The sequence below is a fragment of the Auritidibacter sp. NML100628 genome (genome assembly GCF_003185985.1).
Lineage (GTDB): Bacteria > Actinomycetota > Actinomycetes > Actinomycetales > Micrococcaceae > Auritidibacter > Auritidibacter ignavus.
The window spans coordinates 36,074-56,099 of record NZ_QHLP01000001.1; the positions used below are offsets into that span (position 1 = coordinate 36,074).

Consider the following 20,026-nt stretch of genomic DNA (forward strand, 5'->3'; position numbering starts at 1 on the left):
GATGGCTCCACCACGCACACAGCTCAGCGCCTATCGGGCGGTGGCCTCTGCTGTCATCGTCGTGCTGGCGCTGACTTCGTGCGCCTTAGCCGAACCGAGAACCTCGGCCACCCACCGGATGGAACACCGGGTACAGCACCCGCAAGAGCACCCGCGGGTGGAGTTTGTGATCGACTCACCGCTTATGGTCTTTCCCGCCACAGGACCCCCGTCGTCTCGCGAGCCCCTCTTACAGGCCCGGAGCGCTCCAACTCGCCAGGAATCGGTGCTGGAATCCTCGCCACGTCCGGCGCGTCAACACTCGATTCTGCACAGTTCGCCCCGGCCCTTGCGACAACAGTCCATTGTCGAGCCATCCGCTGTCCCGACCGCGCCGGGTCCGAGCGCCGGTACCGCCTCAGAGTCGAGCCCAACATCGCCGAGTCGCCCGGAGCCCACCGAGACCACGACTGTCGAAGAACTCGACCATCAGGACCCCGCCTCCATCCACGTCATGGTCAATAAGCACCACCCGCTGGAACCAATAGACTACGCGCCCGAGGACCTGGTGTCCGTTCAGGGCACCGGCACCTCACAGACTGTCACCTTACGCCAGGAGGCTGCCACCGCACTGGAAGAGCTCATGGAAGTAGCCACAGACGATGAGGTCACATTCTCCTTACTGTCGGGCTACCGGTCCTATGAACGACAAAACCAGCTCCACCGGCAGTATGTGGCCAGTCATGGTACCGATCAGGCCGAGCACTTCTCTGCCCGTCCCGGCTACTCCGAACACCAGACGGGGCTGGCCGTGGATGTGGCCGGAGAGAATCATCACTGTGTGCTGTCGGCCTGCTTTGGCGAGACCGTCGAGGGCCAATGGCTCGTTGACCACGCCGCCGAGCACGGCTGGGTGATCCGTTATCCGCAGGATTCCGCCGAGCTAACCGGGTATGCCTATGAGCCCTGGCACCTGCGATACGTCGGGAAAGAACAGGCTGAAGCAATTGTCGATGCCGGGGGCATTGCCGAAACAGCGTGGGGCTTTGAGGCTGCCACAACATATCCGGAAGAGTCACACTAGTCACACGGTTCTCTACGTCCTACGATGAATGTCATGCTCCAAGGATTCAAAGACTTCATGATGAAGGGCAATGTCATTGACCTGGCCGTGGCCGTGATTATTGGTGCGGCATTCAGCCAGGTCGTGACCGCGCTGACTGACTCGGTCCTGATGCCGTTGATTTCAGCGCTGGTGGGATCACCGAACTTCGACTCTTTCGCGGTACTGGAACTGAACGGCAACGAGATCCGCTTCGGCGTCTTACTCACCGCGGCCGTGAACTTCCTGCTGATCGCCGCCGCGGTTTACTTCGTGATCGTGCTACCGATGAATAAGATGATCGAAGCTCGCAACCGTCGACTCGGCATCGAACCCGAAGAGGACGCCGTGGCCGAAGACGTTCAGCTACTGACCGATATCCGCGATTTGCTAACCGCCCAGGCCAAGGCCCAGGGTACCGATCAGCTCGCAGATCACTCCCGCGACGAATCCTCTGGACGCCACGCCGAATAGATTTCTCCCACCATCAACAGCTCAGCGCCGGCCAAGTGCCCGGCGCTGAGCCCTTTAACCGGAACCATCCAAACACGGTGCCCAGTTCAGCGTGGCCTGTTCGCAATCCGGTGCAGTAATCAACGTCCAGCTCAACAAGACGAGGCCGGTAGCCAGCACCACAATCCCGATGAACAGCGCCCACTGCCACCGCAACAGGTGTTGGGCTGGTTGTGGCATCACGTCCCCGGCGTCAACGTTGTCCTGTTGCGACGGGTCGACGAGATGTTCTGATGCCATGATGTTCGAGATCCTTGACAGGAGATTTACAGAGCGAGCTGTGTGGCGACCTCTTGGGCCAGATACTCAGCTTCCCGCTCAGCCTGCGCATGATCAGCGGCTTCGACCATGACGCGAACCACCGGCTCGGTTCCAGAAGGACGCAAGAGCACCCGCCCGGTTTCGCCTAGTCGGAATTCCGCCTCGGCCACTGCCTGCTGTACTGCGGGATGATCTTTCACTGCGGTTTTGTCTACGTTCTTGACGTTGATGAGCACCTGGGGGAGCTTCGTCATCACGGTGGCTAATTCGGCCAGCGACGATCCGGTTCCAGCAACGCGGGCAGCGAGCTGGAGACCAGTCAAGACGCCGTCGCCGGTGGTGGCGAAGACCGAGAAGATCACGTGGCCGGACTGTTCGCCACCCAGGGAGTATCCGCCTTGGTCCATGGCTTCCAGCACGTAGCGGTCGCCCACCTTGGTTTCCACGACGTTGATGCCCTGGTCTTGCATGGCCAGTTTCAGGCCGAGGTTCGACATCACGGTGACCACGAGCGTGTCGTCTGCGAGCTGGCCGGCTTCTTTGAGCGCTGTAGCCATGATGCCCATGATCTGATCACCATCAACCACATTGCCCTGGGCATCAACGGCCAGGCAACGGTCAGCATCCCCGTCATGCGCGATCCCGAGATCGGCCCCGCGGTCCACGACAGCCTCTTGGAGACGTTCCAAGTGGGTTGAGCCGTAGCCAGCATTGATATTCAGGCCGTCGGGGGCCGCCCCGATGACCACCACATCGGCGCCGGCGTTAGCGAAGGCCTGCGGGGAACAACCGGCGGCGGCACCGTGGGCGGCATCGATCACGACCCGCAACCCGTCCATCCGGTTGGGAAGACTTTTCAGCAGGTGAAGCACGTAGCGGTCTTCTGCGTCGGCGAACACCCGCACCCGCCCGACCTCAGCTCCGGTGGGGCGTTGTGGTGGCTGTGACATTTGCTCCTGGATGGCGTCTTCCTGTGCGTCGGAGAGTTTCAGGCCACCGCGCGCCAAGAATTTGATGCCGTTGTCTGGGGCAGGGTTGTGAGAAGCCGAAATCATCACACCGAAATCGGCGTTGATATCGGCAATCAGGAAAGCTGCCGCCGGGGTGGGAAGCACCCCAGCATCGTAGACGTCGACGCCGGAAGCGGCGAGACCAGCCAAGACCGCGGCGTTGATGAATTCCCCGGAGATTCGTGGGTCTCGGGCCACCACGGCCAGAGGACGACGGCCGTCGGTGGTGTGATGACCTAAAACTACCGCCGCGGCCTGCGCGAGCTGTACAGACAGTTCGACGGTCAGTTCTTCATTGGCTTTGCCTCGAACGCCGTCGGTTCCAAACAATCGAGTCATTCCACTTAGTGTAATCGCGAAAGGTAAATGCCCGAGATTCACCACGCACGTGGGATCGTTTCCTGGTTTTTGCCGGCCTGTGATTTCGTATCACACCGTGAGAAAACAGTCGCCACCGCACCGCGACGGATTCTTGCTGGGGTGCTTTGGACACAGCGTCAGGGGACCAAAGCACGTATACTGGATCACATCACCACTATTCACACAGAAGAGGTAACGATGATGCGCAAACTCAGCGCCCTGCGGGCACTGGTGATTGCAATGCTGTGTCTCATACCGGCATTGCTCGCTGGATCGTCTGGTGCCTGGGCCGATGCCGAAGAAGTACCGCCCGGGGATTCAGGAGACAATCAGGTCGCCGGTGACGACGCTGGTGAACTGTACGTGATCGGGACGGATACGACCTTCGCTCCCTTTGAATTCCGGGATCCGTCCGGCGAATTGGTCGGTATTGACATCGATATTATGACCGCGATTGCCGAGAATCAGGGCTTCCAAGTCGAGTTCCGTTCGATGGGCTTTAACGCGGCCCTGCAGGCGTTGAGCTCCAATCAGGTCGACGGTGTGATCGCTGGTATGGGGATCACCGACGAACGCCAGGAAGTATATGACTTCTCCGACCCATACTTCACCGGCGAGCTGACCATCGCTGCCAACGAAGGCAGTGGCATCACCGGCTGGGAAAACCTGGAAGGGGAGACGGTTGCGGTCAAGACCGGGTCACTGTCCGAAGAGTGGGCCCGAGAGATGCAAGAGGACTACGATTTCGAGCTGAATTCGCTGGATCAGACCACCTCCTTAGTCGAATCAGTCAAAGCCGGCCACGATGCCGCGCTGGTTGATGACTTACCGATTATTGCCTACGGAATTCAGCAGGGCTCGGGTTTGGAACTGGTCTCTGATCCCGAGCCGGCCGGCGATTACGGTTTCGCCGTCAATAAAGGCGAGAACCAAGAATTGCTGACCATGTTTAACGAGGGCTTGCAGGAAATTCAGGCCTCGGGTGAGTACGACGAGATCCTTGACCGTTATCTGGGGGAAGATGCCGAGGGACCAGATAATTCGACATTCATCGGCCTGTTGCAGACCTCCCTGCCGGCCCTGATGATTGGTCTGGGAAACACCCTGGCGATTACCGGCATTTCCTTTGCCATGGCGATGGTGCTCGGTCTGGTCTTCGGTTTCTTGAAGGTCTCCTCCAATATCGTGTTGCGCGGTATTGCCACCACCTATGTCAATCTCTTCCGGGGCACTCCGGTTCTGGTCTGGGCGTTTTTCTTCTACTTCGGTCTCCCCCAGCTCATTCAAACAGAAGTCAATATTTGGGTGGCCGGTGCCCTGACGCTGTCTCTAAACGCCGGTGCTTATATCGCCGAAATTGTTCGCGGGGGTATTCAGTCGGTTGACTCCGGTCAGCAAGAGGCGGCTCGGTCACTTGCCCTAACGTCCGGACAGTCGATGCGCTACGTGGTCTTGCCACAGGCCTTCAAGATCATGACCCCGTCGCTGATCAACCAGCTGGTGATTATGATCAAAGACTCCTCGTTGCTGTTGGCTATCGGTTTCGGTGAGTTGCTCTATCAGGCGCAGCAGATCTACGCTGCCAACTTCCGCGTGACCGAAGTGCTGGCCATTGCCGGTCTGATCTACTTCATCGCCATCTATCTGCTGACCAAGCTCGCCAACTTTGTCGATAAGAAGGTGAATCACTGATGAGCCACACATCATCGAATCCCCACACCTCGACCATCCCCCTGGTGGTCGATGATTCGTCCAACATCATCCGGCTCGAGAACCTCCACAAGTCTTTTGACAAGAATCATGTCCTCAAAGGTATTGATGCCACGATCAAAGTTGGCGAGGTGGTCTGCATTATCGGCCCGTCGGGGTCCGGTAAATCCACGTTATTGCGCTGTCTGAACCGGTTGGAAACTCCCAGCGACGGCGCTGTTTGGGTGGGAGGCTACAACCTGGCTGATCCCAAGGTGGACATCAACGAGGTTCGTAAACATGTCGGGATGGTGTTCCAGCACTTCAATCTCTTCCCCAATATGAACGTCCTGGACAACATCACCTTGGCCCCGCGCAAGGTGAAGAATAAAGCCGCCCAAGATGCCAGTGACCAGGCGATGGCCTTGTTGAAGCGGGTCAACCTGGAGGATAAGGCTGAAGCCAAAACATCGTCCCTGTCGGGTGGCCAAAAACAACGTGTGGCGATCGCACGCGCGTTGGCGATGAACCCCGAGGTCATGCTCTTTGACGAAGCAACCTCAGCATTGGATCCTGAGACGGTCGGTGAGGTTTTGCAGGTCATCCGGGATCTGGCCGGCGAAGGCATGACCATGGTGTTGGTCACGCATGAGATGGGTTTCGCTCGCGAAGTTGCCGACACCGTACTATTCATGGACGATGGCCAACTTGTCGAGCGCGGGTCGCCTGCCGAGGTCTTTGAAAACCCGCAGTCTGCACGGCTACAAGACTTCCTTTCCAAGGTGCTCTAAGCCCGGACCAGCGGCGTTTTTTAGAGAACCCTACAAGCCAACGGGGACCTCGCCATCATGGCGAGGTCCCCGTGTGATGTGCTGGCTGAATGCGCCAGTGCAAAAAGGAGTTTAGCGCTTGGAGTACTGCGGGGCCTTACGGGCCTTCTTCAGACCGGCCTTCTTCCGCTCAACAGCGCGCGCATCGCGAGTTAAGAAGCCGGCCTTCTTCAGGGCAGGACGGTTGTTATCGCGATCGATGTCGTTCAGCGCACGAGCGACGCCCAAGCGGACTGCACCGGCCTGGCCGGAAGGGCCACCGCCACGCACAATAGCGATCACGTCGTAGGCGCCGTCAACGTTGAGAAGCTTCAGCGGGTCGTTGACTTCCTGCTGGTGGAGTTTATTCGGGAAGTAGGTGTCGAGCTCGCGGCCGTTGACTTTCCACTCACCGGTGCCCGGAACCAGACGCACGCGGGCGATGGCCCGCTTCCGGCGACCCACGGCGGAACCGGACTGAGTCAGGGCAGGACGCTCAGCAACAGTGGCACCTGCATCGACAGATTCGGTTGATTCGGAGGTGTAGCTAGTCAGCTCCACTTCCTCGGTGGACTCATTCTCATTCAGAGTCATGGTTCTCCTTAGAAAGAATTAATGGGGCTGACCCTACTGGGCCACCTGGTTCAAGGTGTACTCAACGGGCTGCTGGGCAGCGTGCGGGTGCTCGGAGCCGCGGTAGACCTTCAGCTTCGACATGAACTTGTCGTTGAGCTTGTTCTTCGGCAACATGCCACGAACAGCCTTCTCGACGGCCTGGACCGGGTCTTTCTCCAACAGCTCAGCGTAGGAGGTGGAGGTCAAACCACCCGGGAAGCCGGAGTGACGGTAAGCGCTCTTCTGCTCCAGCTTGTGCCCGGTCAGGGTCACCTTGTCTGCATTGATAATGATGACAAAATCGCCCATATCCATGTGGGGGGCGAAACTTGGCTTGTGCTTGCCGCGCAGTAGCGGAGCCACCTGGCTAGCAAGACGCCCCAGCACCACATCGGTGGCGTCAATAACGTGCCATTGACGATCGATGTCGTCTGGCGTTGGTGTAAACGTACGCACTATTCTTGCCTTCGTTAATTCGGTATCGGTCTGCAACATTCGACGAGTTCTTGGGCGTGAGACCAAGTTGACTCGACTGTATCTTGTGGGTGCTTCCGGTACACCAGGTGAGGGCTGGCGTGAAGCCGGGTCGATATTTCCCAGCGCGATGAGACTTTGCAACGATGCAACGACGTCAGTCTGATCAGCGTACAGTCTGGGATGACTCGCACAACAGCAACCTAGTTTAGCGCGAGTCTACCCCTAACACCAAATATGGGGCATGTGGGCTGTGACGAATCTAGCGTTCTGTGTCGCGTTTGGCTCGAGTCTGTTCGGCTCGCGACGCCAGGTCTTCATCGTTAGGGTAGTCAATACCACTGAGGATAAGTCCTTCAGCGGGAGCCAACCGCACCTGCGAGTCGCGAACCTTGGCCGCTAAACGGTGCGCCAGCCACCCCGGGTCCTTCGATCCCTCCCCCACCTGAATCAGTGCTCCCATCAGCGCCCGCACCATGTTGTGGCAGAAGGCGTCTGCGACCAGCTCCGCGGTAATGATGCCACTGTCGTCGCGGGTTATACGAATGTCGTGGACCGTGCGGATCGTGGTGGCGTCAGGTTTAGGTTTGCAGAAGCTGAGGAAATCATGTAGTCCCAAAACCGTGTTGGCTTCGGCCTGCATGAGGCTCACGTTGAGTTCACGACGTAACCAACAGGTGAAATGCCGTTCGAGAGGTCGGAAGTTCTCTACACGGTCGGCTATCCGGTACCGATAACGGCGCTGGGTGGGCGAGAATCGAGCATCGAAACCTTCTGGAGCCCGCTCGGCAGTATAAATGTGGATCGCTCCGCCCAGGTGTTTGAGAGTCCCGTTCAGGCGTCGCACCAAGCTTTCGCCAGGATCCAGTGCAGACTTACCGCGGGCAAGCCCCCACCATTCGTCCTGAGTCAGGTCGAACTGAAACACTTGGGCTTCTGCGTGCACGCCGGCGTCAGTTCGACCGGCAACCACTGTCCTTATCTCGCGACGAATAAGTGTGTGTAGCCCCTGTTCGATCTCACCTTGCACCGTGGTGAGTCCTGGTTGACGGGCCCAACCGTGAAAGGCGCCTCCGTCATAACCACAACGGACTTTAACCCGCACCGAACGGCTAGTACGAGCTGATTTATTCGCGGGCCTTGGTTGCACAAAAACGTTCTGGGCCCCGGGGGGTGCCTTCTCGTCGTCCATCACATCTAGTGTAGGCACTGAGACGAAAAGGCGGTGTGAACCCTGCTCATTCGTGTAGGGCTCACACCGCCTTGGTGTCAGGCACGTGCCTGGTGAGGTGTTGACAGCAGATTATTTCTGCTCTTCGTCAGTCTCTTTGGCCTCGTCTGCTGTTGGAGCGTCAGCTTCATCAGTGGATTCAGTCTCCGTCTCGGCAGGAGTTTCAGCTTCGGCCATTTCGGCTTCTTGCGACTCGTCGACAATATCGTCGGCAATCGGCTGCTGTTGTTCAGCCTGTTCGTCCTGCTCGTCGGCAGCTGCCACCTCAGCAGCGTGCTTGGCTGCGTTTTCGGCATCCTGAACCACAGCCTGTTTGGGCGAAACCGGCTCCATGACCAGTTCGATTACGGCCATCGGGGCGTTATCGCCGGAGCGAGTACCGATCTTGGTGATGCGAGTGTAGCCGCCTTCGCGGTTCTCCATAGCTGGGCCAATTACGGTGAACAGTTCGTGCACGACGGACTTGTTGGTGCGAGAACGACCAGCAATCATGGACTGCACCTTACGGCGGGCGGGCAAGTCACCGCGCTTAGCGAAGGTGATCAGACGCTCGGCGTAAGGTTGCACTCGCTTAGCCTTGGCCAAGGTGGTCTTGATGGACTTGTGCTCGAAAAGGCTCGCCGACAGGTTGGCCAGCATAGCCCGCTGATGAGCAGGGCCGCTGCCCAGGCGCGGACCTTTAGTTGGGGTTGGCATGGTTTTCTCCTTGGGATATTCCCGCACGCGTGGCGGAAGCCACCGACACAGGAATCACTTATTCGGGTTCGGATGTCTTCTCAGTAACCAGTACGGAACGGATTTAGTACTGGTCGTAGGACTGGAAGTCACCGTTGTACTCTTCGCCGCCGTTGTACTCCTGGGAGTCGGTAGCCAGAGGATCGAAGCTTGCCGGTCCAGAGTCCTTCAAGGACAGGCCCAGCTCAGCAAGCTTCTCTTTCACTTCGTCAATGGACTTCGCACCGAAGTTCCGGATATCCATCAGGTCGGTCTCAGAACGAGCCACCAGCTCACCGACGGTATGGATCCCTTCACGCTTCAGGCAGTTGTAAGACCGCACGGTCATCTCCAACTCCTCGATGGGAAGGGCCATATCGGCAGCGACGGTATCATCGGCCGGCGAAGGGCCAACCTCAATACCTTCGGCGGCAACGTTGAGCTCACGGGCCAAACCGAACAGCTCCACCAGCGTGGAACCGGCCGAAGCCAGCGCGTCGCGCGGAGCAATGGATTCCTTGGTCTCCACATCCAGTACCAACTTGTCAAAGTCGGTGCGCTGCTCAACACGCGTGGCTTCGACTTTGAAGGTGACCTTCAGGACCGGAGAGTAGATGGAGTCGACTGGAATTCGTCCGATTTCAGCGTCCGGGGTCTTGTTCTGAGTAGCGGTAACGTAGCCACGACCGCGCTCAATGGTCAGCTCCATATCGAACTTCCCCTTCTCATTCAGGGTCGCGATATGCAGTTCGGGGTTGTGGATCTCAACGCCTGCCGGCGCAGTGATATCAGCGGCAGTTACCTCGCCGGGACCCTGCTTGCGCAGGTAAGCCACGACCGGCTCATCGTTTTCCGAGGAAACCGAGAGCTGCTTGATGTTGAGGATAATTTCGGTGACGTCTTCGTTCACACCGTTGACGGTAGAAAACTCGTGAAGCACGCCATCGATGCGGATGCTGGTCACGGACGCACCGGGTATGGATGACAGCAGGGTCCGCCGTAGCGAGTTACCCAGTGTATAACCAAAACCAGGCTCCAAGGGTTCAATAACGAACCGCGAGCGTTGAGTTGATACGGGTTCTTCAGTCAACGTGGGGCGCTGTGCAATGAGCACTGACATTTCCTTTCAGCGAGGCGTCCGCCATATGACGCCCGCAGGTATGGGGAAACGAGGGAGATAATGATGTTTTGCTGTAAACCAGTAGGCCTCTTCCGGCGCATGGCCCGCGGAATTAGCTTACTGATCCACAGTTGGTGTGCTCAACGGTTTAGACGCGACGACGCTTTGCCGGGCGGGCACCGTTGTGGGCGACAGGAGTGACGTCTTGGATCGATCCGACTTCCAGTCCTGCTGCCTGCAGCGAACGAATCGCAGTCTCCCGTCCAGAGCCGGGGCCCTTGACGAAGACGTCGACCTTCCGCATGCCGTGCTCTTGAGCGCGCTTCGCAGCTTGCTCAGCAGCGGTCTGAGCTGCGAAAGGAGTGGACTTACGGGAGCCCTTAAAGCCCATCTCTCCAGCTGACGACCAGGAAACCACAGCACCGGTGGTGTCAGTAATGGAAACGATGGTGTTGTTGAAAGTGCTCTTGATGTGGGCTTGGCCCTGGGCGATATTCTTCTTCGAGCGACGACTCTTACGTACGGTCGCTCCGCGTCCCTTCGGGGGCATGTTTCTCTCTCCTACGAAAAGCTATTGAGGTGATTAGACAGTAAAGCTCTGGGATTGATGGCCCAGGAGACTACTTCTTCTTACCAGCGACGGTCTTCTTCGGGCCCTTACGGGTACGTGCATTAGTCTTCGTGCGCTGACCGTGGACTGGCAGGCCACGACGGTGGCGCAAGCCCTGGTAGCTACCAATCTCCACTTTGCGACGAATATCAGCGGCGACCTCACGGCGGAGGTCACCCTCAACCCGATAGTTTCCTTCGATGTAATCGCGCAACTCCACCAATTCAGCGTCGGTGAGATCCTTGACGCGGGTATCGGGAGAAATCCCGGTCGCCTCAAGGGTCTGCTGCGAGCGGGTACGACCCACCCCGTAGATGTAGGTGAGAGCGATGACCACACGCTTCTCGCGCGGGATATCAACGCCTGCTAGACGTGCCATATGGCCGTTCTCCTTGTTCTGTCGAGCAAAGGTCTGCAACGGTACGTCCTGAACCGTGATGATGGTCTCTATCATCTGCTAACCCTAAGAATCGACGATCTCAGAACAAGATCGATCAATACTGTTGTCAGCCAGTTCAGTCTCCGGCCTTTGCTGTGTCCGGAGGTTGAGACACATGAATAGTTCATGTGCTCTGCACCGCTGTCGGCTCCTGGATGAGCCTTCGTTCTCAGCGCCTATTGGAAGGGCACCCCGCGGGGTGTTAGCCCTGACGCTGTTTATGGCGTGGGTTACTGCAGATCACCATAACGTTGCCATGGCGGCGAATAACCTTGCAGTTATCGCAGATCCGCTTCACGCTTGGCTGAACCTTCATGGTTCCTCCTTGAGCGTTGTGCTAGTTCTTCTATTTTTATTTGTAGCGGTACACAATACGACCCCGGTCCAGGTCGTACGGGCTAAGCTCGACTACCACTCGGTCTTCGGGAAGAATCCGAATGTAGTGTTGCCGCATCTTGCCTGAAATCGTCGCAAGCACAACGTGCTCGTTCTGAAGGCGGACGCGGAACATTGCATTGGGCAACGCTTCGGTCACGGTGCCCTCGACTTCGATGACGCCTTCCTTCTTAGCCATGTCCTCCACAATCGCTTGGCCCACGCAGTCTTCCTGAAACAGGTATGCAAAGGCTACGTGGGGACGAATACTTGATGCGCTGTTCGTGATCTGTGATCTGGCGACACGCCAATCCACTGAAGACAAAAACAGCCAACAAATTATGTTATCTCAGACAGGCACATTTTTCCAGCCCGATCCGCCGTGGGACGGCTTACGATGCCGTGGAAGGCAAGGGAACTGGTGTCACACCCAACGGTTGGAGTTCGCTGGCTCCCCCGTCTTCGGCGGTCAGTACCCAAATTCCGTCCTGATGACGGGCAACCGAGTGCTCCCACTGGCTGGCGCGCGATCCGTCGTTGGTGACCACGGTCCAGTCGTCGTCCAACACGGTCGTGTCGATACCGCCACGAACGAGCATGGGTTCGATCGCGAGGCAAAGCCCGGGTTTGATGCGTTGCCCTCGCATTCCGGAGTCGTAATTGAACACGTCGGGGGCTTGGTGCATGGCCGTGCCGATGCCGTGCCCGACGTATTCTTCCAAAATCCCCAGGTGCGAGCCTGGCTGGGCCCGCACGTAGGTTTCGATGGCCTCGCCGATCTCTCCGACATATTTGGCCGAGGCAAAAGCAGCAATGCCACGCCACATCGCTTTGCGGGTAATCTCAGAAAGTCGCTGGTCTTCCGGGTCAACCCCGGTGTTGTTCTCATCGGCTACGATCACGGTCCGAGCCGAATCGGAATGCCACCCATTCAGAATGCAACCGCCATCAATTTTCAGCACGTCACCAGATTGCAAGGGTGTTGCGTTCGGAATCCCATGGACCACCTGGTCATTGACAGAGGCGCATATGGAGTTCGGGTATCCGTAATATCCCAGAAAATTTGAGGTCGCTCCTGCTTCGGTGATGGTCTCAGAGAAAATCTCGTCGAGTTCCAGTGTGGTGGTGCCGGGTTTCGCGGTCGCAGCGACCGCGTCCAGGGCTCGAGACAGGATAAGTCCTGACTGGTGCATCACTGCCATCTCATTGGCGGTCTTCAGTTCAATTTTGCGACGGCTCATGGTCGCCTCCTGACGGTGCTCGCAAAGGTATTCTCACGGTGTGCGCTCAAAAATCAACAACGCCGGCCGAGAATGCTCGGCCGACGCTGTGATGATGTGGTGGCGACTGCGTGATTACTGGTCTTTCCTCGGACGAATCACGGGAAGTGTCCCGGTGCGTGCACGAATGTTGTACACGGCTTGCAACAACCGCTCGGTGACGTCATCGATCATGCCGGTGCCGTCCACGCGGGCAACAATACCGTCCTTGAGGTAGGCATCAACCAGGTCCGCAGTTTCTCGGTGGTAGAGCTCCAGGCGGTGTTTGATGACCTCTTCGGTGTCATCGCTACGGCCTTCGGTCTCGGCGCGGGCCAGCAGGCGTTGCACAAGTTCGTCGTCGGGCACTTCCAGAACCAGAACGGCAGTAAGGGTTTTACCCTGGTTGTCCAGGATGTTGTTCAGGGCCTCAACCTGTCCGGCGGTGCGAGGATATCCGTCCAAGAGGAAACCTTCGGTAGCATCCGACTGGGCCAGACGATCCTCCACCATGCGGTTTGTGACGTCATCGGGTACGAAGTCGCCGTTATCCATATACTGCTTGGCCTCACGCCCCAGTTCGGTGAGTTCCTTGACGTTATAACGGAAGATATCGCCGGTGGAAATCGCTGGAATTCCGAGCTTATCGGCGATCAGGGCCGCCTGCGTGCCTTTACCCGACCCTGGAGGGCCCATCATCAAGATTTGAGACATGTGTGATACCTCAGTCCTATCTACTCTGCTCTACACAAGGATCAGACCACTAACGCAGGAGTCCTTCGTAGTTGTGTTGTTCCATCTGGGCATTGATTTGCTTGATGGTCGTCAGAGCAACGCCCACCATAATCAAGATCGACGTACCGCCGAACGGGAAGTTCTGATTCGCACCGATCAGAACAAAGGCTACCAGCGGAATCATGGCGATAACACCAAGGTACAAGGAACCCACGAACGTGATACGAGAAATCACGTATTCCAGATACTGCACGGTGGGCCGGCCCGCCCGGACGCCTGGAATGAATCCGCCGTAGCGTTTCATATTGTCCGAAATGTCCTGCGGATTGAACGTGATGGTCACGTAAAAATATGTGAACCCAATCGTGAGCAAGAAGAAAATCAGCATGTAGACCGGGTGCGACTGCGTGCCGAAATACTCCTGCAACCAGACCACCCATTCTTTGGGTTCTTCTTGACTACCGGGAGCTGGCTGGTTGAACTGGATCAAGATCTGCGGAAGCATCAGGATTGAAGAAGCGAAGATCACCGGAATGACACCGGCCATATTGACCTTGATCGGAATGTAGGTCGAGGTACCGCCGACGGTGCGACGACCAATCTGACGCTTGGCGTATTGGACCGGTACGCGACGTTGCGAATCCTCGACGAACACGATGGCCATAATGGTCAACAATCCCACGACCATCACGATCGCAAAAGTCTGCCAACCCTGGGTGGTCCAGATCTGGCCGAGTCCGGCCGGGAAGCCAGCTGCGATCGAGATGAAGATCATCAGCGACATACCGTTACCCACACCGCGTTCGGTGATCTGCTCCCCCATCCACATCAGCACCACGGCACCAGTGGTGAGGATCAGCACCAACAACAGGATGGAAGGGATGCTGCTATCGGTGAGCAGCGGGAGGTTGCAGTTCAGCAGTGCACCCGAGGAAGCCAAGGTAGACAGCGTGGTCGCATTCAGTAGCGCCAGTGCAATGGTCAGGTAGCGGGTGTACTGTGTGAGCTTGGCTTGTCCTTCGGCGCCTTCCTTATGGAGGCGCTCGAACCGTGGGATCACGACGCGCAACAGTTGGGTGATAATCGCGGCGGTAATGTAGGGCATGATGCCCAGCGCGAAGATGGAGACCTGGAGCATCGCGCCACCGGAGAACATGTTCACGAACGAGTACAGGCCACCTTCGGTTTCACCGCTGGCCAGACACATTTGCACGTTGTCGTAGTTCACTCCCGGTGCAGGGATAAAAGAACCGATCCGGTAGATCACAATGACACCGAGCGTGAATAGGATCTTGGTCCGCAGATCCGGGGTCTTAAAGACCCGTGCAATCGCGCTGAACAAGCGTCCTCCTGAAGGGGTAATGGTCGAGGTGGCCGAAGCCGTTCGTAGTCTGCGTGGGTGGGCCATAACCCGCGCATCTGCGGGTGTGGTGATGACACACCGTAGAGATTCTAGCGTTAAATGCCTCGGTCCTCGATTCGTTGCAAGACCTCCTGCACAGAATCGAGGACCGATTGGCCTGAATCGGAGTGTTTCGCCTTAGCGAGCCGTGGTTGACCCTCCAGCGGCGTTGATCTTTTCAACAGCCGACTTGGAGAATGCATCGGCGGTGATGTTCAGAGCCACGGAGATCTCTCCGGTACCCAGGATTTTCACCGGCTGGTTCTTGCGCACCAAGCCACGCTCCACCAGAGAATCGACGGTGACCTCGCCACCGTCGGGGAAGTGCTGAGCGAGCTTGTCCAGGTTGACGACCTGGTACTCGGTGCGGAATGGGTTTTTGAATCCGCGCAGTTTCGGAAGGCGCATGTGCAACGGAAGCTGACCACCTTCGAAACCTGCAGGGACCTGGTAACGAGCCTTGGTGCCCTTAGTACCGCGGGTAGCGGTCTTGCCACCCTTACCGCCTTCACCGCGTCCGTAACGCAGCTTGGTCTTCTTCGAACCGGCAGCTGGACGCAGGTCATGCAGCTTGACGATGTCTGGGCCGTTCTGGCCTTCGTTGGTGTCAGCCATTATTGACCTCCTCCACTGTGACGAGGTGGCGCACGGTATTAATCATGCCCACCGTGGACTCATCGGCTGTACGGGTCACAGTGTGACCAATTCGCTTCAGACCGAGCGAACGCACAGTCTCACGATGCTTGGGTTTACGGCCCACGGTTGAACGGATCTGGGTAATCGCCAGAGTCGCATCCGAGGCCGTGATGTTCTTTGGAGTTGAACCGTTGTTCGTTGCCATGATCAGGCACCTGCCCTTTCTTCGGCCTTCTTGGCGCGATCTTCCTGCATGGTGCGAAGCATGGCGTGCGGAGCGACCTCATCGACAGGTTTACCGCGACGGGCAGCAACTTCCTCGGGTCCTTCCAACTGCTTGAGCGCATCGATCGTGCCTCGCACAATGTTGATGGCGTTCACTGAACCCATCGACTTGGAAAGCACATCGTGGATTCCTGCGCACTCCAGCACAGCACGCACCGGACCACCAGCGATCACACCGGTACCGGGGGAAGCAGGACGCAACAGCACAACGCCGGCAGCGTCTTCACCCTGCACGATGTGAGGAATGGTTGTCCCGATACGCGGAACGCGGAAGAAGCTCTTCTTGGCCTCTTCAACACCCTTGGCGATAGCGGCCGGAACTTCCTTGGCCTTACCGTAACCAACGCCAACCAGACCGTCGCCGTCACCGACGACAACCAGAGCGGTGAAGGAGAACCGACGTCCGCCCTTGACCACCTTGGATACGCGGTTGATGGTCACCACGCGCTCGAGGAACTCGTCGCGGTTGTCGTTGCCACGGGAGTTGTTACGGCGGGAGCCGCGTTCGTTCTTGGCAGCGCGGTCACGACGGCCTCGACCGCCGCGCTCACCACGACCACCAGTGCGTTCGGTGTTCTGGCTAACCGAACCTGATGAGGTCTCAGACACGGCGTCTTCGTTAGCTTCAGTCACCTGATTGTCCTTTTCGTTGGTGTTTTCGCTCACAGTTTCAGCCCCCCTTCGCGTGCTCCTTCAGCTACTGCCGCGACGCGACCGTGGTAACGGTTACCGCCACGGTCGAAGACGACCGCTTCAATGCCGGCTGCTTTGGCGCGCTCAGCGACGAGCTCGCCAACCTTACGCGACTTCTCGACCTTCTCAGCGTCCAAGCTCCGAAGATCGGCTTCCATAGTGGAAGCTGAAACCAGGGTGAGTCCCTTCGTGTCGTCGACCACCTGCACGAAGACGTGTCGGGCTGAACGGTTGACGACCAAGCGAGGACGTGCCGAGGTTCCGGAGATATGCTTGCGAACACGCTGGTGGCGGCGAGCCCGAGCAGCGTATTTGCCCTTGCCTTTGACAGTGACGTTCGACATCACTTACCTGCCTTTCCGGCCTTACGACGGACCTGCTCGCCCAAATACCGGATGCCCTTGCCCTTATAAGGCTCGGTTCTACGAAGTTTCCGGATATTGGCTGCGGTTTCGCCGACCAGCTGCTTGTCGATCCCGGAGACGGTCACCTTGTTGCCGTCAACTTTGAAGTCGATGCCCTTCGGTGCGTCTACGGAAATGGTGTGGGAGAAGCCCAGGGAAAATTCCAGACCCTGTCCCTTGGCCAGCACGCGGTAACCGGTACCAATGATCTCCAACGTCTTGGAGTAGCCTTCGGTGACACCCACGATCATGTTATTGATCATGGTCCGGCTCAAACCGTGCAACGAACGCGATTCGCGCTCATCGTCGGGACGGCTGACAGTAATAGTGTTTTCTTCCAAATCAACGGTGATAGGCGATGCAACGGTGAAGCTCAGCTCACCCTTAGGTCCTTTCACATCGACCTGCGAGCCATTGACCTTCACATCAACGCCGGAAGGCACGGTGATCGGAAGACGTCCAATACGTGACATTTTCTCTACCTTTCGTCCGTGTTCCGTTACCACACGTAGGCGAGGACTTCCCCACCTACACCTTTGGAAGCCGCCTGACGGTCTGTGAGCAGACCGGAGGAGGTTGACAGGATCGCAATCCCCAAACCGCCCAACACACGAGGCAGGTTGGTGGACTTGGCATAAACGCGCAGACCGGGCTTAGAAATACGGCGCAGGCCAGCAATAGCGTGCTCGCGCTGCGGGCCGAACTTCAGCTGGATGGTCAGGGTTTTGCCAACACGGGCCTCTTCTTCGGCCCAGTCATCGATGTAGCCTTCGTTTTTCAAGATCTCGGCCAGGCGGGTCTTCAGTTTCGAAGACGGCATGGATACCGAGTCATGTGAGGCCGAATTTGCGTTGCGCAGACGGGTCAACATGTCTGCGACAGGATCGGTCATAGTCATGTGGGCTTCACGCCCTTTCTCGCTGTGGTTTCCCGGACCGGTACACCGGATGGGACCTGTAGCGTAGATAGATTACTGGTCTTTCTTGAATGGGAAGCCCAGAGCGCGCAACAGCGCACGGCCTTCGTCATCGGTGGTTGCGGTGGTCACGACGGTGATGTCCATACCGCGTACGCGGTCGATATTGTCCTGATCGATCTCGTGGAACACGGTCTGCTCGGCCAGGCCGAACGTGTAGTTACCGTTACCATCGAACTGCTTGGAGGACAGACCACGGAAGTCACGAATACGTGGCAGAGCAAACGAGACCAAACGGTCCAGGAATTCCCACATGCGGTCGCCGCGCATGGTCACATGGGCGCCGATGGGCATACCTTCACGCAACTTAAACTGCGCGATGGACTTCTTGGCCTTGGAAACCTGTGGCTTCTGACCAGTGATGGCGGCCAGATCCTTGATGGCACCGTCGATGACCTTCGAGTCACGAGCTGCTTCACCAACACCCATGTTCACCACAACTTTGGTCAGGCCCGGGACCTGCATCACGTTGCTGTAGTTAAACTGGTCCTGCAGCGACTTCTTGATCTCGTTCTGGTATGTGGCCTTCAGACGCGGGGTGACCTTGGGGGCTGCGGCCGTATCGGTGTTAACCTCAGTCATCACAGCTCCTTTCCAGAGGCCTTGGCGTAGCGGACCTTGACGGTCTTGGTTTCGCCGTTCTTTTCGACTTCTTCAAAGCGGTAGCCAACGCGGGTCGGCTTGCCAGACTCGGGGTCTACGATGGCAACATTCGAAATGTGCATCGGGGCTTCGACCACCTGGATACCACCTTCGGTAGCGCCCTGGGGTCCCTGACCGGCACGGACGTGCTTAGTCACGCGGTTGACACCTTCAACGAGCACGCGCTCATCTTTGGGGAACACGCGCAGGACTTTGCCCTGCTTGCCCTTGTCCTTGCCTGCAATAACCTGCACGAGGTCGTCTTTCTTGATCTTGGCCATGGGACTAGATCACCTCCGGTGCCAGTGACACGATACGCATGAACTTCTTGTCACGAAGTTCGCGACCGACCGGGCCGAAAATACGAGTGCCACGGGGTTCCTGGTCACCCTTGAGAATTACAGCTGCGTTCTCATCGAAGCTGATGTAGGAACCGTCGGCGCGGCGTACCGATTTCTTGGCACGGACTACCACGGCTTTGACGACATCTCCAGCCTTGACGTTGCCACCGGGGATAGCGTCTTTTACGGTTGCGACGATCACGTCGCCGATGGATGCATAGCGGCGTCCAGATCCTCCGAGAATACGGATAGCCAGGATTTCCTTGGCGCCCGTATTGTCGGCGACCTTAAGCCGCGACTCCTGCTGAATCACTTGATTACTCCTGTCGTCGTGCTGGTTCTCCCCCGAAGACCGGGTGAGCCTAGCCGAACGGTGAACTGATAGCTTTCGCCTTCTGCTTTCCCTCACCCTGAGAGGCTCGTGGCGTCGAACAACGAGCAATCTCGACGTTGTTCAGACCGCTCGAGAACACTCATTCACGTCATCCACGTGCAGGGCAAGGCCGAGGCATTTTCGGCGAAAGTTCTGTGGTTCTTGGCACGTGAGATGGATGGTCTCACCATCAAGAGCACACAGACTCTTCATTTTACACGCCATACTGACGCTATTTCAATCTAATGGCATGGTGGTGCGGGTGTTAGTTTGCTCTCTGTCGATTGGCGTCGTCCTGAGAAAAGCACGTGACAAAGTCTCAGTTAACGACACAGGCCCACCACAAAAGTGGTGGGCCTGCGTTACTCAGTGCGCCTGGGATTACTGAGCGCGCTCAACAATCTCAGCCAGCCGCCAGCGCTTGCTCTTAGACAACGGACGGGTTTCCATCAAGTCGACGCGGTCACCCACACCTGCGGTGTTCTCCTCATCGTGAGCCTTCACACGCTTGGTGGTGCGAACGATCTTGCCATACAGTGCGTGCTTTTTGTGGGACTCGATCTCCACGACGATGGTCTTATCCATCTTGTCGGAAACCACGATTCCACGAAGAGTCTTCCGGTAGTTACGCTCCGGAGCGGCTTCGGTGGCGGCGGTGTTCGTTGATTCGGTCACTTGTCCTCCTCCTCAGCCTTCTTCTTGGACTTCTTGGTTTTCTTCTTGGATTCTTTGACGTCATCAGCCGGAACGTCGACATTCTCGCGGATTCCGAGTTCACGCTCACGCAGGATGGTGTAGATCCGTGCGATATCGCGCTTGACGACCTTGATACGACCGGTGTTTTCGATCTGACCGGTGGCGGCTTGGAAACGCAGGTTGAACAGTTCAGCCTTTGCTTTTTGCAGCTCTTCGGTCAGGCGGGCGTTATCGAAGCCATCGAGAGCTTCAATGTTGAGTTCCTTGGAACCAACTGCCATGA

Annotated in this window: 29 protein-coding genes; 4 read left to right on the forward strand and 25 right to left on the reverse strand. The window is 57.6% G+C overall.

Going from position 1 to position 20,026, the window contains the following annotated elements; all coding sequences use genetic code 11:
- Position 1 precedes the first annotated feature (1 nt).
- Together DCC24_RS00145 and mscL are read left to right on the forward strand one after the other, a co-directional pair.
- Positions 2-1,063: a M15 family metallopeptidase gene (locus tag DCC24_RS00145; protein WP_110097896.1), complete on the forward strand. Its 1,062-nt coding sequence runs from the start codon at positions 2-4 to the stop codon at positions 1,061-1,063.
- Between the two features lie 33 nt (positions 1,064-1,096).
- On the forward strand, positions 1,097-1,555 hold the full coding sequence (mscL, locus tag DCC24_RS00150) for a large conductance mechanosensitive channel protein MscL (protein WP_110097897.1): 459 nt from the start codon (positions 1,097-1,099) through the stop codon (positions 1,553-1,555).
- A gap of 54 nt (positions 1,556-1,609) precedes the next feature.
- Here the strand turns inward: mscL and DCC24_RS00155 are convergent, their stop codons facing one another.
- The gene (locus tag DCC24_RS00155) at positions 1,610-1,834 is read right to left on the reverse strand and encodes a hypothetical protein (RefSeq protein ID WP_110097898.1); all 225 of its coding nucleotides are present in this window, start codon (positions 1,832-1,834) and stop codon (positions 1,610-1,612) included.
- A gap of 26 nt (positions 1,835-1,860) precedes the next feature.
- The gene (glmM, locus tag DCC24_RS00160; RefSeq protein ID WP_110097899.1) at positions 1,861-3,204 is read right to left on the reverse strand and encodes a phosphoglucosamine mutase; all 1,344 of its coding nucleotides are present in this window, start codon (positions 3,202-3,204) and stop codon (positions 1,861-1,863) included.
- A gap of 219 nt (positions 3,205-3,423) precedes the next feature.
- Between glmM and DCC24_RS00165 the strand changes: the two genes are divergently transcribed.
- Positions 3,424-4,917, forward strand: coding sequence for an ABC transporter substrate-binding protein/permease (locus DCC24_RS00165; protein WP_233491925.1), 1,494 nt, complete (start codon positions 3,424-3,426; stop codon positions 4,915-4,917).
- Positions 4,917-5,705, forward strand: coding sequence for an amino acid ABC transporter ATP-binding protein (locus tag DCC24_RS00170; RefSeq protein ID WP_110097900.1), 789 nt, complete (start codon positions 4,917-4,919; stop codon positions 5,703-5,705). Before DCC24_RS00165 ends, DCC24_RS00170 begins: the two co-directional genes overlap by 1 nt.
- Before the next feature lie 111 nt (positions 5,706-5,816).
- On the opposite strand, the gene rpsI is transcribed toward DCC24_RS00170, so the two are convergent.
- The 23 genes from rpsI to rpmC form a co-directional block, all read right to left on the reverse strand.
- Complete coding sequence (gene rpsI / locus DCC24_RS00175) at positions 5,817-6,317, reverse strand: 30S ribosomal protein S9 (RefSeq protein ID WP_110097901.1); 501 nt, start codon at positions 6,315-6,317, stop codon at positions 5,817-5,819.
- 33 nt (positions 6,318-6,350) lie between these two features.
- Positions 6,351-6,794 (reverse strand): 50S ribosomal protein L13, encoded by a 444-nt coding sequence (rplM, locus tag DCC24_RS00180; RefSeq protein WP_110097902.1) that lies wholly within the window; start codon positions 6,792-6,794, stop codon positions 6,351-6,353.
- A gap of 280 nt (positions 6,795-7,074) precedes the next feature.
- Positions 7,075-8,004, reverse strand: coding sequence for a tRNA pseudouridine(38-40) synthase TruA (gene truA, locus DCC24_RS00185; protein WP_110098173.1), 930 nt, complete (start codon positions 8,002-8,004; stop codon positions 7,075-7,077).
- Positions 8,005-8,115: 111 nt separating this feature from the next.
- On the reverse strand, positions 8,116-8,739 hold the full coding sequence (gene rplQ, locus DCC24_RS00190; protein WP_110097903.1) for a 50S ribosomal protein L17: 624 nt from the start codon (positions 8,737-8,739) through the stop codon (positions 8,116-8,118).
- A 103-nt stretch (positions 8,740-8,842) separates the two neighbouring features.
- Positions 8,843-9,871, reverse strand: a complete 1,029-nt coding sequence (locus tag DCC24_RS00195) for a DNA-directed RNA polymerase subunit alpha (RefSeq protein WP_110097904.1) — start codon at positions 9,869-9,871, stop codon at positions 8,843-8,845.
- Positions 9,872-10,025: 154 nt separating this feature from the next.
- Positions 10,026-10,427 (reverse strand): 30S ribosomal protein S11, encoded by a 402-nt coding sequence (gene rpsK / locus DCC24_RS00200; RefSeq protein ID WP_110097905.1) that lies wholly within the window; start codon positions 10,425-10,427, stop codon positions 10,026-10,028.
- Between the two features lie 70 nt (positions 10,428-10,497).
- Complete coding sequence (gene rpsM, locus DCC24_RS00205) at positions 10,498-10,866, reverse strand: 30S ribosomal protein S13 (RefSeq protein WP_110097906.1); 369 nt, start codon at positions 10,864-10,866, stop codon at positions 10,498-10,500.
- A gap of 262 nt (positions 10,867-11,128) precedes the next feature.
- Positions 11,129-11,242: a 50S ribosomal protein L36 gene (gene rpmJ, locus DCC24_RS00210; RefSeq protein ID WP_110097907.1), complete on the reverse strand. Its 114-nt coding sequence runs from the start codon at positions 11,240-11,242 to the stop codon at positions 11,129-11,131.
- 36 nt (positions 11,243-11,278) lie between these two features.
- The gene (gene infA, locus DCC24_RS00215) at positions 11,279-11,500 is read right to left on the reverse strand and encodes a translation initiation factor IF-1 (RefSeq protein ID WP_110098174.1); all 222 of its coding nucleotides are present in this window, start codon (positions 11,498-11,500) and stop codon (positions 11,279-11,281) included.
- A gap of 193 nt (positions 11,501-11,693) precedes the next feature.
- Positions 11,694-12,542 (reverse strand): type I methionyl aminopeptidase, encoded by an 849-nt coding sequence (gene map / locus DCC24_RS00220; RefSeq protein ID WP_110097908.1) that lies wholly within the window; start codon positions 12,540-12,542, stop codon positions 11,694-11,696.
- Between the two features lie 114 nt (positions 12,543-12,656).
- Positions 12,657-13,274, reverse strand: a complete 618-nt coding sequence (locus DCC24_RS00225; protein ID WP_110097909.1) for an adenylate kinase — start codon at positions 13,272-13,274, stop codon at positions 12,657-12,659.
- A 49-nt stretch (positions 13,275-13,323) separates the two neighbouring features.
- A complete protein-coding gene (gene secY / locus DCC24_RS00230; protein WP_110097910.1) occupies positions 13,324-14,637 on the reverse strand; it encodes a preprotein translocase subunit SecY in 1,314 nt (437 codons plus the stop codon).
- A 198-nt stretch (positions 14,638-14,835) separates the two neighbouring features.
- Positions 14,836-15,312 (reverse strand): 50S ribosomal protein L15, encoded by a 477-nt coding sequence (gene rplO, locus DCC24_RS00235; RefSeq protein ID WP_110097911.1) that lies wholly within the window; start codon positions 15,310-15,312, stop codon positions 14,836-14,838.
- Positions 15,305-15,538, reverse strand: a complete 234-nt coding sequence (gene rpmD, locus DCC24_RS00240; RefSeq protein ID WP_110097912.1) for a 50S ribosomal protein L30 — start codon at positions 15,536-15,538, stop codon at positions 15,305-15,307. The genes rplO and rpmD overlap by 8 nt, the downstream gene beginning before the upstream one ends.
- 2 nt (positions 15,539-15,540) lie before the next feature.
- On the reverse strand, positions 15,541-16,284 hold the full coding sequence (rpsE, locus tag DCC24_RS00245; protein WP_110097913.1) for a 30S ribosomal protein S5: 744 nt from the start codon (positions 16,282-16,284) through the stop codon (positions 15,541-15,543).
- Complete coding sequence (gene rplR, locus DCC24_RS00250) at positions 16,281-16,655, reverse strand: 50S ribosomal protein L18 (protein ID WP_110097914.1); 375 nt, start codon at positions 16,653-16,655, stop codon at positions 16,281-16,283. Before rplR ends, rpsE begins: the two co-directional genes overlap by 4 nt.
- Positions 16,655-17,188 carry a 50S ribosomal protein L6 gene (gene rplF, locus DCC24_RS00255; RefSeq protein ID WP_110097915.1) on the reverse strand — a complete coding sequence of 178 codons (534 nt, stop codon included), beginning with the start codon at positions 17,186-17,188 and terminating at the stop codon, positions 16,655-16,657. Before rplF ends, rplR begins: the two co-directional genes overlap by 1 nt.
- 26 nt (positions 17,189-17,214) lie before the next feature.
- The gene (gene rpsH / locus DCC24_RS00260; protein ID WP_110097916.1) at positions 17,215-17,613 is read right to left on the reverse strand and encodes a 30S ribosomal protein S8; all 399 of its coding nucleotides are present in this window, start codon (positions 17,611-17,613) and stop codon (positions 17,215-17,217) included.
- 72 nt (positions 17,614-17,685) lie between these two features.
- Positions 17,686-18,273 carry a 50S ribosomal protein L5 gene (rplE, locus tag DCC24_RS00265; RefSeq protein WP_110097917.1) on the reverse strand — a complete coding sequence of 196 codons (588 nt, stop codon included), beginning with the start codon at positions 18,271-18,273 and terminating at the stop codon, positions 17,686-17,688.
- Positions 18,273-18,614, reverse strand: coding sequence for a 50S ribosomal protein L24 (gene rplX / locus DCC24_RS00270; protein WP_110097918.1), 342 nt, complete (start codon positions 18,612-18,614; stop codon positions 18,273-18,275). The genes rplE and rplX overlap by 1 nt, the downstream gene beginning before the upstream one ends.
- Positions 18,615-18,618: 4 nt before the next feature.
- Positions 18,619-18,987: a 50S ribosomal protein L14 gene (rplN, locus tag DCC24_RS00275; protein WP_110097919.1), complete on the reverse strand. Its 369-nt coding sequence runs from the start codon at positions 18,985-18,987 to the stop codon at positions 18,619-18,621.
- 441 nt (positions 18,988-19,428) lie between these two features.
- The gene (gene rpsQ, locus DCC24_RS00280) at positions 19,429-19,722 is read right to left on the reverse strand and encodes a 30S ribosomal protein S17 (RefSeq protein WP_199223084.1); all 294 of its coding nucleotides are present in this window, start codon (positions 19,720-19,722) and stop codon (positions 19,429-19,431) included.
- Positions 19,719-20,024 (reverse strand): 50S ribosomal protein L29, encoded by a 306-nt coding sequence (gene rpmC, locus DCC24_RS00285; protein ID WP_110097920.1) that lies wholly within the window; start codon positions 20,022-20,024, stop codon positions 19,719-19,721. The genes rpsQ and rpmC overlap by 4 nt, the downstream gene beginning before the upstream one ends.
- Between the last annotated feature and the right edge of the window lie 2 nt (positions 20,025-20,026).

What these genes read in the sequence shown, in the direction of transcription:
- DCC24_RS00145 (WP_110097896.1), top strand. Translation starts at nt 2, where the DNA reads ATGGCTCCACCACGCACACAGCTCAGCGCCTATCGGGCGGTGGCCTCT.
- mscL (WP_110097897.1), top strand. Translation starts at nt 1,097, where the DNA reads ATGCTCCAAGGATTCAAAGACTTCATGATGAAGGGCAATGTCATTGAC.
- DCC24_RS00155 (WP_110097898.1), bottom strand. Translation starts at nt 1,834, where the DNA reads ATGGCATCAGAACATCTCGTCGACCCGTCGCAACAGGACAACGTTGAC.
- glmM (WP_110097899.1), bottom strand. Translation starts at nt 3,204, where the DNA reads ATGACTCGATTGTTTGGAACCGACGGCGTTCGAGGCAAAGCCAATGAA.
- DCC24_RS00165 (WP_233491925.1), top strand. Translation starts at nt 3,424, where the DNA reads ATGATGCGCAAACTCAGCGCCCTGCGGGCACTGGTGATTGCAATGCTG.
- DCC24_RS00170 (WP_110097900.1), top strand. Translation starts at nt 4,917, where the DNA reads ATGAGCCACACATCATCGAATCCCCACACCTCGACCATCCCCCTGGTG.
- rpsI (WP_110097901.1), bottom strand. Translation starts at nt 6,317, where the DNA reads ATGACTCTGAATGAGAATGAGTCCACCGAGGAAGTGGAGCTGACTAGC.
- truA (WP_110098173.1), bottom strand. Translation starts at nt 8,004, where the DNA reads ATGGACGACGAGAAGGCACCCCCCGGGGCCCAGAACGTTTTTGTGCAA.
- rplQ (WP_110097903.1), bottom strand. Translation starts at nt 8,739, where the DNA reads ATGCCAACCCCAACTAAAGGTCCGCGCCTGGGCAGCGGCCCTGCTCAT.
- rpsK (WP_110097905.1), bottom strand. Translation starts at nt 10,427, where the DNA reads ATGCCCCCGAAGGGACGCGGAGCGACCGTACGTAAGAGTCGTCGCTCG.
- rpsM (WP_110097906.1), bottom strand. Translation starts at nt 10,866, where the DNA reads ATGGCACGTCTAGCAGGCGTTGATATCCCGCGCGAGAAGCGTGTGGTC.
- rpmJ (WP_110097907.1), bottom strand. Translation starts at nt 11,242, where the DNA reads ATGAAGGTTCAGCCAAGCGTGAAGCGGATCTGCGATAACTGCAAGGTT.
- infA (WP_110098174.1), bottom strand. Translation starts at nt 11,500, where the DNA reads ATGGCTAAGAAGGAAGGCGTCATCGAAGTCGAGGGCACCGTGACCGAA.
- map (WP_110097908.1), bottom strand. Translation starts at nt 12,542, where the DNA reads ATGAGCCGTCGCAAAATTGAACTGAAGACCGCCAATGAGATGGCAGTG.
- DCC24_RS00225 (WP_110097909.1), bottom strand. Translation starts at nt 13,274, where the DNA reads ATGTCTCAAATCTTGATGATGGGCCCTCCAGGGTCGGGTAAAGGCACG.
- rplO (WP_110097911.1), bottom strand. Translation starts at nt 15,312, where the DNA reads ATGGCTGACACCAACGAAGGCCAGAACGGCCCAGACATCGTCAAGCTG.
- rpmD (WP_110097912.1), bottom strand. Translation starts at nt 15,538, where the DNA reads ATGGCAACGAACAACGGTTCAACTCCAAAGAACATCACGGCCTCGGAT.
- rplR (WP_110097914.1), bottom strand. Translation starts at nt 16,655, where the DNA reads ATGTCGAACGTCACTGTCAAAGGCAAGGGCAAATACGCTGCTCGGGCT.
- rplF (WP_110097915.1), bottom strand. Translation starts at nt 17,188, where the DNA reads ATGTCACGTATTGGACGTCTTCCGATCACCGTGCCTTCCGGCGTTGAT.
- rpsH (WP_110097916.1), bottom strand. Translation starts at nt 17,613, where the DNA reads ATGACTATGACCGATCCTGTCGCAGACATGTTGACCCGTCTGCGCAAC.
- rplE (WP_110097917.1), bottom strand. Translation starts at nt 18,273, where the DNA reads ATGACTGAGGTTAACACCGATACGGCCGCAGCCCCCAAGGTCACCCCG.
- rplX (WP_110097918.1), bottom strand. Translation starts at nt 18,614, where the DNA reads ATGGCCAAGATCAAGAAAGACGACCTCGTGCAGGTTATTGCAGGCAAG.
- rpmC (WP_110097920.1), bottom strand. Translation starts at nt 20,024, where the DNA reads ATGGCAGTTGGTTCCAAGGAACTCAACATTGAAGCTCTCGATGGCTTC.